Consider the following 16500-nt stretch of genomic DNA (forward strand, 5'->3'; position numbering starts at 1 on the left):
CACCCGTCAGCTGCTGCTCAGCTGGTGGGCTAACATCTCAATGTGCTCGGCGGTGTGATCAGCCATCACGGTCACCCGGAGGATAGCTGCGCCACGGGCGACAGTCGGGAAACGGATCGCTGGCACCCACAGGCCTGCTGCTTTCAGCTCCGCAGCCGCAGCCAAGGCTGCTGTCTCCTCTCCAATCCGAATCGGAATGATAGGGGAGGAGGTTGCAGGGAGCCCTAAGCGCTGAGTGAGCAATTGGATGTTGCGGCGCAGCTTCGGCAGTTGCTCGGGTACCAGTGGCAGTGCAGCCAACACTGCGGCGGGCGCGGCGGCGGACGTGGACGTAGAGAACACGTAGGATCGCGCACGATCTCGCAACAGCGCGGCAATCTCATGCGAACAAGCGACAAATCCGCCCTCGGTACCCAACGCCTTGCTGGCGGTGCCAACCAGGATCTCCGGTAGCTGACAGGAGTGCAGCTCCGAGCTGCCCTTGCCGCTAGAGCCCAGCGTTCCGATGGCGTGGGCATCATCGATCATGAGCCACGCGCCGTGCTCCTTACACACCTGCTGCAGCGCCGGCAGGTCGGCGATGTCACCATCCATGGAAAACAAGCCATCCGAGATCACCAGCGCATCACGGCTGCTGCGACCTGCCAACATGCGCCCCAAACTGTGATAGTCCCCGTGCGGGAATACCTGCAGGTCCGTGCGAGCGATGCGACAGCCGTCGATGATGCTGGCGTGGTTCAGTGAATCGGAAAAGATGCAGAGATCGCCCGAGGTGGCAGCGAGGGTGGCGATGGTAGAGAGATTGGCCTGGTATCCGGTGGCAAACAGCACACAATCTTCCGCCCCAAGAAAGGTGGCAAGCGCCGACTCTGCTGCCCGGTGCAGCTCGGTTGTTCCAGTGGTGAGTCGAGAGCCGCCGGAGCCCGCGCCAAACCGTGCAGTGGCGTGACTGGCTGCGTGGATCACCTGCGGGTGCGCGCTCAAGCTCAAGTAATTGGAAGAGGAAAACAGCACATAGTCCCTGCCGTCAATACACGCGACGGGGTGCTGCGCGGAAGCGAAGGTCCCGGGAGTGCGGTGCAGTCCCCGGTCGGCCCAATCCCGGTTGTGCCGGCGCGCCAGTTCGCTCAGGTTCATTGGCGGGGCTCCACCAAAACCGGAGTGTTCTCTAAATAATCAATGGTGCTAGCAAGCTCAGCTTCTGGGCCATCGTAGAGAAACACCCGCGTGCCGCTGGGGGAGCCGAGTTCTTTGCAATTGCGCAAACGATAGTAGGTGCCAGCATGAGCAAGGTAGCCGGTGGTGTAGTCCGGGTCGTCTGAAATGCACAGCTCGGCGACGATATTCGGGTGGGCGCAGACCTTGCTGGCAAGTGCCAACGCTTCGGTGAAATGCTGCTTGCCTTTGGTCTCGGCGTTGCCACTGTCCTTGGCGGAGCCTGAGTGTGCGTGATCCATACAGGACACCCGGACACCGCGTTCGAGGTTGGTATCGAGGCGTGCGCCACTGTGGGCGTCGATAAGCATGGCGCCACGTAGCCCCCGGACATTACGCAGCAGCCTTAAAGCCGCGAGATCCCAACCGTTCTTGAGGAGGAAACTGTGCAGGAAGGCATCGGTTTCGGCAGTGCTGGCGCTCGGGATCTCCTGGACGCGCAGCGCTGGCACACGCAGGATGGGTTCGGGCACTGCTTCGACCTTGATGTTGAGGGTGTCGGGCTGGCCCTTGGGGTGGGAGAGCGCGCGGGCAGTGAGCTTCTCGACGCTCGCTGCTATCTCGTTAAAAGAAACAATGCGCTCAGCGCCAGAAATGTGGGCTCCACCCGCCGCGGCACGCATCTTGACCGAAAATAAGCTCATGAACACCCATCTTAAACGGTGTTCAGATCAGGATCGTGCCGATTACCGCAATCGTGATAACAACGCAGGTCACCGCAAGGCCGACCAAGAAGGGCTTCAAACCCGAACGACGAAGCGCAGCGAGCGTCACAGAGGTGCCGAGGGCAAACATCGCAGCAGCAAAGAGCCACGTGCGCAGCGTCTCCACACCGTGCAGGAATTCTCCAGGAAGCGGAAGAAACGTGCGGATAAGCACAGCAAGCAAGAATCCCTGGATGAAGAGTGGGAACATCGTCTTGACGGAAGGCTTCGCGCCCGAACCGAGGCCGATGAGCACCACTACCGGCGCAAGGAGCAGAACGCGGCCGAGTTTGATGGCTACCGCTAACTCCACGGAACCCAAAATGGATCCGGCTGCAACCACTTGACCCACTTCATGGGTGGCGCCACCGATAAACAAACCAGCCTGCTCCGGACTCCAACCCAGTCCCATCGCGGCAACCGGACCAACGAAGATCATCAGCGTTCCCAGCACCACGATGACGGCCACTGCTGAGGCGAATTCTTCAGCTTTCCGCTTAGGTAAGACGCTCTCCACCGCGCTGATGGCCGCGGCGCCACAGATCGAACAACCCGCGCCGATCATCAGCACGTGTTCCTTGGATAGTGAAGAGAACTTGGTGAGCGCATAGGTGCTGGCCAAGCCACCAGCCACGATCGCAACAATAGTGAGCAAGGTGCCCACGCCAAGGTGTGCGAGCGCAGATAAGGAGATGGAGAAGCCGAGGATCGCCACGCCGAAACGCAGGACCTGTTTGGCGGAAAAGGCCAGGCCTGGCAGCCAACGCTCGGAAAGGCGGGCGGAATTACCGAGCACGATTCCTAGCAAGATAGCCAGGAGGATGAGAACGCTGACACCCGTGCTTGCTTTGATCCAGTAATCAAGCAGGTAAGCCACCAGTGCTCCAGCAAAACTCAAAGCGAGGCCCGGAGCAATCTTCTGTACAGTCATGGCCTCCATTGTGCACCTGCCATTGCACAGAGAAAAACTACAGTGGTGGTTATGACTCTTGCTTCGCAACGCACACGCCGCCTCGGCCACACCTTCATCCAGCACACGCTCGAGGTGCCGCTTGATCATGGTGATCCGGCAGGTCCAGCCATCTCGATCTTTGCCCGGGAGATAGTCCGCGATGGTGGCGAAGCGCTCCCAATGCTGGTGTATCTGCAAGGTGGCCCAGGGTTTCCGGCCGCCCGGCCTACCGATCTAGGTGGGTGGCTGGGGCCGATGCTCGCCAACTATCGGGTCCTGCTGCTTGACCAGCGTGGCACCGGCCGCTCCGCACGGATGGACGCTGACACTGAGTTCGATGCACACACCCTGTCTTGCCTGCGTGCCGACGCCATTTGCGCTGACGCCGAGGCGCTCCGCCAGGCCTTGGGATTGCAGAAGTGGAACCTCCTCGGCCAGAGTTTTGGTGGCTTCTGCATCACCACCTACCTTTCCCAGTACCCGAATGCAGTGGACCGAGCCTTTCTCACCGGCGGGCTCCCGGCGGTCGGGGTGGATGTCGATGATATCTATCGCGCTACCTACACTGCGCTGGGGCGTCGTCACGAGGCTTTCTATCAACAGTTCCCATGGGCCCAGCAGCGGATACGGGAAATCTGTGCACATTTGGATGCTTCAGCTGAGCTATTGCCAACCGGGGAACGACTCAGCTCCCGAAGGTTCCGCACGATTGGCATTGAACTCGGGAGGGGAAGCGGTTTTGACTCTCTAGGCTATCTACTGGAGGAGCCGTTTCGGACGGTGCGCGGTGAAAAGAAGTTGCGATCCGATTTCCTCGTCGATGTTGGACAACGAGTTTCTTTCGCTGCGGCACCACTGTATGCGGCGCTACACGAGTCCATCTATGCGGGGCCGGGGCGGGCTACCGAATGGTCTGCGCAGCGCGTTCGTGCTGAAATGCCGGGTTTTGAGGAGGACGCGGATCCGCGTAGCGCCGATAAGTTTTATCTCACCGGTGAACACATCTATCCCTGGCAGTTTGAGGAGGATCCCGCGCTGCGGCCGTTCGCGGCGGTGGCGCAGGAACTGGCCGCAAAAGCGGATTTTCCGGAGCTCTATGATGTGCGCGGGTTGGCGTCGACAGGCGCTGTAGCGGCGGCAGCGGTCTACCTTGATGACGTCTTCGTTCCCTTCGCCTATTCGATGAATACTGCCGCGATGTTTCGTGATCTGCGTCCGTATGTGACCAATAGGTTCCAGCATGACGGGGTGCGTGTGGACGGGGCTGGGATAGTTGCCGAACTGCAGAGGCTTATCGACGACCATTAAATAGTAGCTTGCATCACAGCACAGCTTCCCATATATTGAGAATATCCAACCGCTAGGTGGGATATATTCTGTTGTTGAGATCGCAGGGGAGTCCGCTATGAGCGTCGAAGTACCGCACACCGTGCCAGAAGAAGATCGTTCCGCCGCGATCGCAGTCGCGGCCTTCCCGGCAGTGATTCTGCTCGCAGCAGTAGCAGCCTTCTTCTTTCCAAGCCCATTTTTGCCGTTGGCCAAGTACGTGACCACGATGCTCATGATCATCATGTTCACCATGGGGCTTACGCTCACCATCCCGGACTTCAAAGAGGTGGCCAAGCGCCCTGTCCCCATTTTCATCGGGGTCGTCGCCCAATTCGTGGTCATGCCGCTGGGCGCTGTCTTCGTGGCCAAGATCTTCGGTTTTAGCCCGCAGTTAGCAGTGGGGCTGTTGCTGCTCGGCGCAGTTCCCGGCGGTACTGCTTCCAACGTCATCGCGTACTTGGCTAAGGGAGATGTGGCATTGTCCGTGGCCATGACCTCCGTGTCCACTTTGCTGTCGCCGATCATGACTCCCGCCCTGATGCTGTTGCTCGCTGGCGCAGAAACAAACGTCGATGCCGCCGGCCTTGCGATGGGATTGGTGAAGACGGTGTTGGTCCCGGTTATCGGCGGCCTGGTCATTCATATCGTTGCGCCGAAACTGGTCAACTCCATCATCCCGATCCTGCCGTGGTTGTCCATCCTGGCAATTGCGGCCGTGGTGTGTCCCTCAGTGGCCAAGAGCTCAGCAAAGCTGGCTACAGTCGGTATCGCAGTATTCCTGGCGGTAATAGTCCACAACCTGTTGGGTTATGCCTTGGGATATTTGTCTGCCAAGGCAGCAAAGGAACCCGTCGCGGCGTGCCGAACCACCGCGATTGAAGTGGGCACCCAGAACTCGGGGCTGGCTACCGGCATGGCCGGCCAGTTCTTCTCAGCGGAGGCGGCGCTGCCGGGCGCGGTGGCTACGGTTATTCACAATGTGAACGGTGCCATCATCGCGCACTTCATGCGGCGTCACGACAAAACTGTGGCTACCCGCGAAAAGGTGCGTGTCTTCTCTTAGGGGCATCGCTGGTGGGCTACGCTTTGAGGAAAACGTCTGCATCCTTAAATCTAAGGAGTCAGGAGATTTCCATGGAGTTTCACACGCTGTCTGCCGCTGAACAGCAAGAATTCGATCGGCTTGTCTCTGAGCTCGAGGTGCCTGAAGAGCACACTCTCGATATCGCCGTAGTTGTGACTGCGGTGTACACCAGCTAACACCTGCTCCGAATCAGCCAATCAGCCCACCGAAAGCCGCGGAATCGCGGCTAGCAGTGCCTGAGTGTATTCGTGCTGCGGCTGTTCGTAGACCTGTGCCACCGTGCCAGATTCCACGATGCGTCCCCTATTCATCACGAGGACATCCGAACACACCTGGCCCACCACGGACAGATCGTGCGAGACAAAAATCATTGACATCCCATGCGCCGTGATAAGGTCCTCGATCACGTTGAGCACCATGGCGCGCACCGACACGTCGAGCGCGGAAACCGGCTCGTCGGCAAGCATGATTTTGGGTCGTACGGTCAGCGCGCGTGCGATGGAAATACGCTGGCGCTGGCCGCCGGAAAACTCGTGGGGAAAGCGCTCCAGGGCAGTGCTTGGAATACCAACCTCGTCGAGTACCTCGCGTACCCGCCGCTCCCGATCCGGTCGGGACCAGCCCCGCAGCGGTTCAGCAACGGAGTCTGCGATGCGCATGCGTGGATCCAGGGAGGAGAACGGGTCCTGGAACACCATCTGGGTTTCACCGTCCACTTGCACCGAGCCGGTGGTGGGCTGATCTAGACCAGCGATAATCCGCAATACCGTGGACTTACCGGAACCGGAGCCGCCGACTACGCCGAGACGCTGCCCCTCACGCAACGTCAGGCTGATGTCCTTGGCAGCCACCGTGGCAGTGCTGCGCAGTAGGGAGCGATGTCGATAAATCTTGCTCACGCCCTCCACTCGCACGATCTCTTCGCCCAAGGGTGGGCGCGGTGGAGTGCTGTGCGCAACACCGGGGCGGTAACTCCCATCCTGCGCGGACTTCACTGTGTAAAGATGCCCCGAAGCATCGCGTGCACTCAGATCTGATGCTGCGAGCAAGCCTCGCGTGTAGTCGTGCTGTGGTCGCTGCAGCACCTGCTCGGTGGCTCCGTCTTCTACGATCTGCCCATCTTTCATCACTAGGACGCGCTCACAGATCGTGGCGACGAGCCCCAAATCGTGCGTGATGAACAACAGTGCCGTGCCGCGTCGTTGCGCTAGTCGCACGATGAGCTCCACGATCTGCCGCTGTACAGTCACATCCAACGCCGTGGTCGGTTCATCGCAGAGCAACAGTTCGGGTTCATTAGCCAGGGCCATAGCGATGAGCACCCGCTGACGCTGCCCGCCAGACATTTGGTGGGGGAAGCGTCGTGCTAGCTCCGGGCTAAGACCGACATCCTCCAGCAGCTCCGACGTGCGTTGCTGTGCCTCGCTTTTCGACGCCCGGCCGTGCACCGACATGACCTCTGCAATTTGCGCTCCTACCGTCATCAGCGGATTCAGCGCGGTCATTGGTTCCTGGAAGATCATGGAAATGTTCTCGCCACGGAGTTGGGAAAGGTCGCGCTCACTAGTGGTGAGCAGCTCCCGACCCGCAAAGTCTACGGAACCGGTGGCGGTGAGATTACCCGCGAGCAAACCCATGATGGACAGCGCCGTGAGGGACTTTCCTGAGCCAGATTCACCGATGAGCCCCACGCGTTCTCCTGGGGCGATCTGCAGGTTCACATCGCGCACCAACTCAGTGCCGGACTTAGTGGTCACGCGCAGGTTTTCAATGTTGATCACAGGGCTTCCACCTTCATTGCGCGTCGTGACTTTGGGTCCACCGAGTCACGGAGACTATCACCGAGCAAATTGAACCCCAGCACGGTCAGCGCAATCGTCGCGCCGGGCCAGAAGGCAAGCATCGGGGCAGAGGCGAGGGAGCTTTGTGCGTTTTGCAGCAGCCTTCCCCAGGACGGTTCCGGTGGTGGGGTACCCAACCCAAGGAAGGAAAGCGCGGCTTCGGCCAAAATGGCGAGGGCAAAAGACACGGAAGCTTGCACGATCAACATGCTGGCAATGTTCGGCAGCACATGCTTGATAGCGATCAACCACGCGGGCAGATGGGCATCCCGGGCAGCCAAAATGTAGTCCTTGCTCATTACCTGCAGGGTTCCCGAGCGGGTGATTCTGGTGAAGCCAGGAACTGAAGCAATACCGATAGCAACCATCGCTGTCAGCGTCGAACTACCCCAAATTGCACCGGTGACAATCGCGAGCAGGAGAGCAGGAAACGCCAACAACACATCTGTCAACCGCATGATCAAGCCCTCGACTCGGCCACGAGACATTCCTGCCAGAATCCCGAGTGGGGTACCAATAGCAGCGCCAATACCGACGGCAACAACTCCTACCAGTAAGGCGATCTGGGAGCCGGCCATCATTTGGGAAAACACATCGCGTCCATAGCGGTCTGTACCCATGAGGTGTCGCAGCGAAGATCCCTGAAGGCGGTCTGCTGGGATGGCGTGGATTGGGTCATAAGGCGTCCAGAAGAATGACACCACTGCGGCGATGACCACCGTAGCGACGATGCACAGGCCAATGCGGCCAGAAAGATTGAGCCTCATGAGATCCTCGTTCGTGGGTCGATGATCGTGTTGGCCACATCCACAGCTAAGTTCACCAGCAAAGTAAACAGCACCAGGAGCATGACGATGGTCTGAACTGTGGTGATGTCTCGGCCCACAACTGCATCTAGCAGCATCGTTCCTAGGCCGGGGATTGAAAACACCCGTTCGATGACAACGGCACCCACCACCAAGGAGGTTAGCTGTAGGCCTGCGACTGTTACCACCGGCAGCGCTGCGTTGCGCAGACCATGCTTGCGCAACGCTTGGCTGGTGGTCAGTCCCTTGGCACGGGCGGTGCGCATGAAGTCATCGCCGAGGATATCCAGGACGGCACTGCGTACGTAGCGGGTCATGATCGCGCCCTGCACCGCGGCTAGTGCGCCCGCCGGCAGAATCAAGCGGGAGAGGAAACCGCTCAAGGAATGGTTCGGCGGCACCCAGCCGTTAGCAGGAAGCCAGCCGAGCTGCACTGAAAACAATGACACGGCAAGGACCGCAGCGAGGAAGGATGGGATGGCAATGCCGATCTGAGAGGCCGCGGTAATCGCAATGCCGTCGATAGCTCGGGCTCGCATGGCTGCCCAGGTTCCCAGCGGAATAGCGATGAGCAGCGACAGCAGCATCGCTGCGCTAACAAGAATCAACGACACCTGCATGCGATCCCAAACCAGTGGAGAGATTTCCGCGCCTGAGGTGAGCGAGGTGCCGAAATCTCCACGCAAAAGCCCTCCCATCCAGGTGAAATACTGTGCAACGAGCGGCTGATCCAAACCCAGCTGAGTCCGCTTCGCCGCGACTGCTTCGGCGGTGGCTGTCACGCCCAATGCGATTTCTGCCGGATCACCAGGCACTACGCGTAGCAGCAAAAACACCACCACGCTGGATACTAAGAAGGTTGCCGCGTAACGGGCCCCGAACCGGGCTAGTTGCAAGATCATGGTCGCTTTCCTAACCGGGCAAGCTCCAAGCCCTCCGTGCGCACATCCGGCTGGATTCCCGTTACATGCGAATCTGCGACCACAATGTTCGGGAAATTAAATAGCGTATCTGCGGCGGCGTCGTTCATGATCTGGTCCACTGCCTCACCCATATAACGATTGAACTCTTCCGGGGAACCAGCATCCGCTTTGGCGAACAGCTCAGCGGTAGTCGGGTTGTGATATCCCAAGTAATAATCCGGGCCGAACAATGTCGTGAGGTCACGGGCCTCCACATGGGCGATCAGCGACATATCGTAGTCGTGCCCTTTGAGAACCTTAGCCAGCCATACCGCAGGGAATTCGGTGGATTCGATCGATGCATCCAACCCAACTTCGCGGAGTTGCGAGACCACGAGCTCAGAGATCGCAGCAGCATAGGGGAGAGAGGGGACGGAAATGACAATCTTATTATTGCTCTCATTAACCCCCGCCTCATGCAGGAGGTCGCGGGCACGCTGCGGATCATAAGGGTACTGCGTGGACTCTGCGAACCACGGGTCGGACGGTGGCACGGGCACCCCGCCGGTATCTTGACCGTAACCATCCCATGCGGTGTCGATCACTGCCTGGCGGTCAATGGCATGCATGACCGCTTGTCGCACCCGGATGTCATTGAATGGTGCCCGGGCATTGTTCATTGATAGCAGCACTTCGCCGTTGGTGGTGCCTACCTTCACCTGGTACTCGCCGCGGGCGCGCAGGACGTCGATAAGCTCGGGGCTCTGCATGGCCCACACCATGTCTACGTCGCCCGACTGCAAAGCGTTGGTGGCCCCCACTGCGTCGGCGAAATAGCGGATCGCGGCGGTGGAATTTGCCGGTTGAGTACCCCAATAGTCCGAACGGGCTTTGAAGCTCAAGGACTGGCCCACGGCCCATTGCTCTACTTCATAGGGGCCGGTGCCCACAGGCCGCTGCGCTAAGTCGGATACGCCGGTTGGGCTCATCATCGCGCCGACGAGCGTCCCCATCGCCCACAGCCATTGGTTACTCGGGCGGGAAAGGGTCACTTTGAGGGTGTGGTCATCCATGACTGTGGTCTGAGAAACCACCTTCATCTGCGATTTCAGGCCGTTAGTCCACGCATCCGAATTCACGCGATCAATGGAGAACTTCGCGGATTCAGCATTGAAAGGCGCGCCATTGGAAAAACGAACCCCCTCTCGGAGGTGAAATACGTATTCCAGGCCGTCTTCGGAGCGTTCCCAGCTGCTTGCGAGCATGGGTTGGATCGTACCGTTGTCGTCGATCTGCACGAGGCCTTCGTATACGTTCTTCATCAGCGCGCCGGGGATCGCTGCGCCGGCCGAACGCGTGAAATCTAGGGAGGCGGGCGCGCCGAATGTTGCGACGACCACGGCATCTGCACCCGCGATGCGGCCTACGCGAGTAGCAGTACTCCCAGCTGCGCACGCACTCAGCGTCAACGCGAGGCAGACGGCTATCACCGTCCGCGCCACCGGGAATAAGCGAATGTTATCCCGCTCACTGTTTTTCAAAGACACGCTAGCAGTATAGGGGTTTGCTTCCTGCTTAAGAACCCGAGGTGGTTTACACTAACGCGTCGTGGACAAGATTCGAGTGCGTTCCGATTTCGGTGCCCTGTTGCGGTCTCGAGCGACCCGCACCTTTGTCCTGTTGCTGGTGCTTCTAACACCATTGACGTGGTTGCTCTACCGCGCGTTTGTCGACGCAAACAATGAGGCCATGCGCGTCCTCTACGGTATCGGGGTCATTGCACCTGCCTTGGGGATCGTGGTGACGGTACTGAGCTTCCTGGTGTTTCTAATCCGGCGGCGTCGCGTGGTGCTTGTAGTGGGGAAATACGTGAAAATTCCCCGTACCCGTATCAAGTTTCCGCTGCAAGAGCTTGCTGCCCTGCAACTGTATGCCGCGCATGGCCGGGACTATCTGGCGCTGATTCCCATTCAGATTTCAGAGCGCTTAGATCCCGCTTCCGCAGCTAGTGGCCAGCATGGGTTACATGACTACATCGTGGAATTTCCCCTCGCCCCGAACACTCCGACCTTTGAAATCGCAGATCGGATACTCCAGGAAAAACCCGCGACAACTGTGCATAAAATTGGCGCTGTTTAGGACCGAGTTTTGAGGTTGTCTAAATAACATCAATGTAACTGTTGTGTCACGGGTTTGCTGTTATGGCCAACTTAGTAGGGAGAGTGCAGCAGAAATTCCATAACGTTGACAGCACTTGTTTTATATCGAATTATTCAGTTATTGGAAAGCGTAGCTACATGGACTCCATCAAAGTGGTCGAAGAGTCTTCTCCGGAGAATCCGGCTGAGAAGAGATTCTTAGGACTTAAGACCGACCCATTCATCTTCCTTGTCGCCACCGGATTCATCGTGGTGTTCGTAGCAGGGACAATTATTTTCGGCGCACGTGCGCAGCAAGCTTTCTCCACAATCGCGGGCAGTCTGCTCACCAATCTCGGGTGGATGTACATCGCAGGTGTTTCGCTGGGATTAATCTTCTTGATCGCCGTGTTCGTCTCCCGTTTTGGCCGGGTAAAGCTCGGTGACGACGACGATGAGCCGGAACACTCCCTCCCTGTGTGGTTCGCCATGCTCTTTGCTGGCGGCACGGGCGCCGTGCTGATGTTCTGGGGAGTGGCCGAGCCGATCAACCACTTCTACAATGTGCCCCGCGCCGACATGGAGAGCGGTACCCGGGAGGCGGCGCGCGAAGCGATGGCCTTCACCTTCTACCACTTTGGAATCCACATGTGGGTGATCATGGTGGTACCGGGACTCTCGCTCGGCTACTTCATCTACAAGCGCAAGCTGCCGCCGCGGATATCTTCGGTGTTCGCCCCGCTGCTCGGCTCCCGCATCTACGGTACGCCTGGCAAGCTTATCGACGCCCTCGCCATCATCGGCACGGTCTTCGGTATTGCAGTCTCGGTGGGGCTCGGCGTACTGCAGATTAATGCTGGCCTCAACAAGCTCTACAACGTTCCTGTCATCAGCTGGGTGCAGCTGTCCATCCTGGTTGTGGTGACTGCGGCAGCGTGTCTGTCAGTCGCCTCGGGGTTGGAAAAAGGCATTAAAATCCTCTCCAACATCAATGTCGGCATGGCTGTGCTCTTCTTGGTGTTTATCCTCATTGCGGGCCCGACGCTGACCTTGCTGCGTGGCACGGTGGAAGCGTTTGGGATCTATGCCGGTGAGTTGCCTGAGTTGATGTTCTGGACTGACTCCTTTGACCAGAACCCCGGCTGGCAGGGCAAATGGACGGTGTTCTACTGGGCTTGGACGATTTGTTGGTCGCCATTCGTCGGCCTGTTCATTGCGCGGATCTCGCGTGGCCGTACGGTGCGTGAATTCATCGCCGGCGTGCTTGCATTGCCAAGTATCTTCGGCATGATCTGGTTTGCCATCTTCGGCCGTGCTGGCCTAGAACTCGAGTTCGCCAATCCTGGCTTCCTCACCAAACCGGTAGTAGAAGAGGGCGATGTTCCTGCTGCCTTGTTCAAGTTTCTGGAGGCCTATCCGCTCACCGGGATCGTGGCGCCATTCGCGGTCTTGATCGTGATCATCTTCTTCATTACCTCCATTGACTCCGCGGCGATGGTCACCGACATGATGTCTACCGGCGAGGAGAACCTCACCCCGACTTCTTACCGAGTGCTTTGGGCAGTCTTGATCGGCGCAGTGGCTGGCGCACTGTTGCTTGTTTCTCCGGACACTGGCATCGCCACGCTCCAAGAAGTGGTGATCATCGTGGCCCTGCCGTTCTTCCTCATGCACTTTGTGATGATGTACTCGCTGGTGAAAGGAATGAATGATGACTCAGCTGCTCGCCGACGAGTAGAAACTCGTCGCTGGGAAAAGACTGATACCCCGGAGAAGCTTGAAGCTCATGAAGCAATGCCAGCACCTGGCTATGACGAAGACGGAAACGAGCTGCCAACGCTCAAGGTGGAGCACGATGAAGAGGGGCGGATCGTGATCCCGGGCAATGTTGTTGTCGCCGGTGACCTTGGCGTGGTGGGAGATATGGATGATGATCCCCTGACAGATTCCACCCCACTGGGCGGTGGGCACCGCATCATCGAATCCTCCAGACCAACCGCTCGTGACGAGGACAGCTAGCAGATTCTCAAGCCATGCCCTAAGTGACATTTGAAAGCGTCAAGGCCCGACATCCTAGGTGTGGATGTCGGGCCTTGACGCTTTTGACGCGAGAGCCTACACAGTAGGAAGCTCTGCGGTGACGTCCTTACGGAAGACGATCTCTTCCTTGGGGCGCATGAAGTCCACGATCAGGCCAACAACCATAGTGATTAACACAGGCACAACCCAGCCGAGCTCCATGCTATGCATCGGAGACCAAGAGATGAGCGGTTCGATGAAGCTGGAACCCCAGCCGAGCGAGTTAAAGCTCATTAGGGCCGCCCAGATAATGGCAACTGGGAGAACGATTTTGAACACGGTGTTGATGCGGCGACCGAAGATCGGCTCAACCAGGGTCAGGAAGATCAATGCGATGGCTGGTGGGTACAGGAAGCCGATGATTGGTCCTGCCACTGCAAGCACAGCCTCAAGGCCTTGTACAGACAACAGCACTGCGACCAAGGTGAAGACCACGGCCCAAACTCGGTAGGAGATTGCTGGAACCAAGTGGTTGAAGAACTCTGAGGTAGCACCGATCAGGCCGACGGCAGTAGTGATGCAGGCCAAGAGAACGATTGCGCCGAAGACGATCATGCCTGGCTGACCCATTGTGATCCGGGCGGCGTCGGTAAGCAGCGCGGCGCCGTTCTCGTACTTGCTTGGATCCGGAATGACCTGGCCGATGAAGCCCAGTCCGACGTAAATGATGGCCAGGAGCACGCCTGCGATGACTGCGGATACGGACACGCCGCGGACTAGCTGTTTGCCTTCTGGGAAGCCCTTGTAGCGCAGAGCGTTGACGACGACGATGCCGAACGCCAAAGCCGCGAGCGAGTCCATGGTGAGGTAGCCGACAACAAGGCCATTAGCCATTGGGTGAGTGGCGTAATCCTCGGAGGCGGCGCCGGGGGTGCCGTTCAGGTTCAGCATCGAGAGTACGACGAGGACTACGAGCAAGATGAGCAGCATCGGGGTCAAGACTTTGCCCAAAGTGTCAACCAGACCTGCTGGGTTGAGCGCCAACAGCAGGGAAACGCCAAAGAAGACGAAAGAGAAGATCACTGCGGACGTGGTGTTGTCCTGGCCGGTGATTGGCACGATTGCAGTCTCAAAGCTTACGACGCCGGTGCGAGGAAGGGCGTAGAAGCAGCCGATAGAAAGATAAACGAGGACCGGGAAGATGAGGCCGAACACCCAGCCGCCGCGCTTAGCGAGGTCCTGAACGTTGTTACCGGTCAGAGCGATGGCAACGACGCCGATCACTGGGAGAGCAACGCCGGTGAGGCAGAAGCCGATAATTGCTGGGGTGAAACCGTTACCGGATTCTACGCCCAACATGGGTGGGAAGATCAAGTTTCCAGCACCAAAAAACATCGAAAACAGCATCAAGCTGGTTGCGACGATGATCAGTACAGGCGACTTTAAGCTCGCTGGTGTCGCTGTGGATTCAGCGTTGGTCATTGGATACCTTTCAAGAATTCCGTATCTCGTGCTGGTGACGAGGTCAACTGGGTGTGTGACCTGGATCATAGCAAGCATTTCTGAGAGATGAGCGGTAATTGGTATCCTAGTTTTTGTCCCACAGAATAGGAAATTACTCGGATTTTAGTCCAAATTTTTGAAGTTTCCTACGGTTTTCTAGGGAATTGCTTGCAGTAAGGGCCAAAAGCTCTGCATAAATGCCGCCGGTGTGCGCGAGTTCCGCGGGGCTACCGATCTCATCAACATGGCCGTCGACAAGCGTGATGATTTTGTCCACGCTGGCGATGGTGGACAGGCGATGCGCGATGATCAGAGTAGTGCGACCCACCATGAGCTCATCTAGACCCTTTTGTACCGCCCGTTCCGCCTTAGTATCCAGTGCCGAGGTGGCCTCATCCAAGACCAGCACGGGAGCATCCTTCAAGATTGCCCGGGCGACCGCGACGCGTTGTTTCTGACCTCCCGAAAGTCGGAGGCCACGCTCGCCGATGACTGTGTCGTAGCCATCGTTAAACTTCTCGATGAAATCGTGTGCGTTCGCTTTCAGCGCCGCCGCCATGACCTCGGCATCGCTCGCCCCAGGACGGCCGTAGGCGATGTTCTCCCGCACAGTCCCAGAAAAGAGTGCAGCCTCCTGGAACACCACGCCAACGGAGGAACGAAGTGTGGCACTGTCCAGCTCATCCACGTCCCGGCCACAGACCAGCATCCGACCAGCACTCGGTCGATACAATCCGAGCAGCAGATTGACCAGGGTAGATTTACCGCCACCGGATTCGCCGACCAGAGCGATCCTTTCGCCAGCACTAGCGGCGAAGCTGACGTCGTGGATTACCTGCTGCTCGGTGTATCCAAAACTCACCCCCTCGAAGGCGATGACTGGCAGCGCCGACGCTGGCGTCAGCGGTACTGGCTGCTCGGGGCTTATCGACGGCATGTCCGAGGCCTCCGTGGCGGCAAGCAACTGGCTATTGGCAGTGTGCTCGGGCAACTGTTCCATTACCTCGAAGTAGTCCTTAGAACCTGCGACAGCGCGCTGCGCACTGTCAACGAGGTAGCTCATCATGGACACCGGCTGTTTTGCCATGTTGATTAGCTGGAGCAGGAGGACCAAGTCTCCTAGCGAGAAGTAACCGTGCAGTGTGCGCCAAAACAGCAGAAGGTAGATTCCGAAGAAGATTAGGTTCATCACCCCGCCACGAGCGAAGTCCATGACATGCCAATGCTGAGATTGCTCCCGGGTGAGCGAAACCGTACGCGCATACCTGTGGCTGAAACTACCAAGCTCCCGCAATTCGGAAACAAAGGACTTGACTACCTTCACCTGCCCAATGACCTCGGCAAAGCGACCTCCCGCGGCATCAATGTCCTTGTTCTTATCGCCCTCGATACGCTGCCATTTTTTCGAAGTCAGGGTGGTGAGCCACATATAGAGCGGAAACACGATCGCGAGCAGTAATGCCAACGGCCAGTAGTACCATCCGGTGATGCCGAGCACCGCGAACGTGGTGATGAGCATGGGGAAGAAATTGTTCGAAAAGGACTGCAAGAATTGCGTGATGGACGTGATCGAACGATCCAAGCGTGCGATGATCGTGCCCGTAACTTGGTTGTCGAAGAAACTCTGCGGCAAGCTGAGCAGCCGCGCAAAGTAACGAGTAGACAGGATTTGGCGCATCCGCCCTGCCATCACATCACCGATGTAACCACCCACATTGTGAATCAGGGTGTTGGCCAACTCTGCGACAAACAGGCCGATCGCCAGTGCAATGATGACGGACGTGACGCTATCGGCCGTGACTTGGCCACTCACTGCGGAGACGATCGTGTTGGTGGCCGAACGCAAAATAAACGGCGTTACGAGGGAGAGCGCAGCCACCGCTACGGAGGAGAGAATGACTCCTAAATAGTAGGGCCACAGCGCTGAGGTACTGCGCAGAATTCGGGCTAAAGATCGCATGCAATATCAATTCTAATAGTTGGTGACTTAGCTACAATATCGCTTAG

The 16500-nt window shown here is 58.1% G+C and carries 14 protein-coding genes; 5 read left to right on the forward strand and 9 right to left on the reverse strand.

Annotated features, from left to right (window positions below):
• Window positions 1-6 precede the first annotated feature (6 nt).
• Genes WG936_RS11145 through WG936_RS11155 form a run of 3 tightly spaced genes read right to left on the reverse strand, consistent with a single transcriptional unit; the run spans window position 7 to window position 2850 of the window.
• Window positions 7-1137: an aminotransferase class I/II-fold pyridoxal phosphate-dependent enzyme gene (locus tag WG936_RS11145; RefSeq protein WP_339572948.1), complete on the reverse strand. Its 1131-nt coding sequence runs from the start codon at window positions 1135-1137 to the stop codon at window positions 7-9.
• Window positions 1134-1859 carry a 6-carboxyhexanoate--CoA ligase gene (locus WG936_RS11150; protein ID WP_339572949.1) on the reverse strand — a complete coding sequence of 242 codons (726 nt, stop codon included), beginning with the start codon at window positions 1857-1859 and terminating at the stop codon, window positions 1134-1136. The genes WG936_RS11145 and WG936_RS11150 overlap by 4 nt, the downstream gene beginning before the upstream one ends.
• A 22-nt stretch (window positions 1860-1881) precedes the next feature.
• Complete coding sequence (locus tag WG936_RS11155; protein WP_339565264.1) at window positions 1882-2850, reverse strand: YeiH family protein; 969 nt, start codon at window positions 2848-2850, stop codon at window positions 1882-1884.
• A 51-nt stretch (window positions 2851-2901) separates the two neighbouring features.
• Between WG936_RS11155 and WG936_RS11160 the strand changes: the two genes are divergently transcribed.
• The 3 genes from WG936_RS11160 (at window position 2902) to WG936_RS11170 (ending at window position 5460) form a co-directional block, all read left to right on the forward strand.
• Complete coding sequence (locus WG936_RS11160; RefSeq protein ID WP_339572950.1) at window positions 2902-4179, forward strand: alpha/beta fold hydrolase; 1278 nt, start codon at window positions 2902-2904, stop codon at window positions 4177-4179.
• Window positions 4180-4276: 97 nt separating this feature from the next.
• Window positions 4277-5263 (forward strand): bile acid:sodium symporter family protein, encoded by a 987-nt coding sequence (locus tag WG936_RS11165; RefSeq protein WP_339565262.1) that lies wholly within the window; start codon window positions 4277-4279, stop codon window positions 5261-5263.
• Between the two features lie 71 nt (window positions 5264-5334).
• A complete protein-coding gene (locus WG936_RS11170; RefSeq protein ID WP_339565261.1) occupies window positions 5335-5460 on the forward strand; it encodes a hypothetical protein in 126 nt (41 codons plus the stop codon).
• A 21-nt stretch (window positions 5461-5481) separates the two neighbouring features.
• Here WG936_RS11170 and WG936_RS11175 read toward each other — a convergent pair whose 3' ends face one another.
• Genes WG936_RS11175 through WG936_RS11190 form a run of 4 tightly spaced genes read right to left on the reverse strand, consistent with a single transcriptional unit; the run spans window position 5482 to window position 10350 of the window.
• Window positions 5482-7065 (reverse strand): ABC transporter ATP-binding protein, encoded by a 1584-nt coding sequence (locus WG936_RS11175; RefSeq protein WP_339572951.1) that lies wholly within the window; start codon window positions 7063-7065, stop codon window positions 5482-5484.
• A complete protein-coding gene (locus WG936_RS11180; RefSeq protein ID WP_339565259.1) occupies window positions 7062-7892 on the reverse strand; it encodes an ABC transporter permease in 831 nt (276 codons plus the stop codon). The genes WG936_RS11175 and WG936_RS11180 overlap by 4 nt, the downstream gene beginning before the upstream one ends.
• Window positions 7889-8833 (reverse strand): ABC transporter permease, encoded by a 945-nt coding sequence (locus WG936_RS11185; RefSeq protein ID WP_339565258.1) that lies wholly within the window; start codon window positions 8831-8833, stop codon window positions 7889-7891. The genes WG936_RS11180 and WG936_RS11185 overlap by 4 nt, the downstream gene beginning before the upstream one ends.
• Window positions 8830-10350: an ABC transporter substrate-binding protein gene (locus WG936_RS11190; protein WP_445227961.1), complete on the reverse strand. Its 1521-nt coding sequence runs from the start codon at window positions 10348-10350 to the stop codon at window positions 8830-8832. Before WG936_RS11190 ends, WG936_RS11185 begins: the two co-directional genes overlap by 4 nt.
• Window positions 10351-10441: 91 nt before the next feature.
• Here WG936_RS11190 and WG936_RS11195 point away from each other — a divergent pair, with 91 nt between their 5' ends.
• Both WG936_RS11195 and WG936_RS11200 read left to right on the forward strand, forming a co-directional pair.
• Entirely contained in the window at window positions 10442-10972 is a 531-nt protein-coding gene (locus tag WG936_RS11195) for a hypothetical protein (protein ID WP_339572952.1), read from the forward strand.
• Between the two features lie 158 nt (window positions 10973-11130).
• Window positions 11131-12990, forward strand: a complete 1860-nt coding sequence (locus WG936_RS11200; RefSeq protein ID WP_339565256.1) for a BCCT family transporter — start codon at window positions 11131-11133, stop codon at window positions 12988-12990.
• Window positions 12991-13086: 96 nt separating this feature from the next.
• Here the strand turns inward: WG936_RS11200 and brnQ are convergent, their stop codons facing one another.
• Window positions 13087-14472: a branched-chain amino acid transport system II carrier protein gene (gene brnQ / locus WG936_RS11205; RefSeq protein WP_339572953.1), complete on the reverse strand. Its 1386-nt coding sequence runs from the start codon at window positions 14470-14472 to the stop codon at window positions 13087-13089.
• A 133-nt stretch (window positions 14473-14605) separates the two neighbouring features.
• Window positions 14606-16453, reverse strand: a complete 1848-nt coding sequence (locus WG936_RS11210) for an ABC transporter ATP-binding protein (protein WP_339572954.1) — start codon at window positions 16451-16453, stop codon at window positions 14606-14608.
• Window positions 16454-16500: the final 47 nt, after the last annotated feature.

Source organism: Corynebacterium sp. H127 (assembly GCF_037482665.1).
GTDB lineage: Bacteria > Actinomycetota > Actinomycetes > Mycobacteriales > Mycobacteriaceae > Corynebacterium.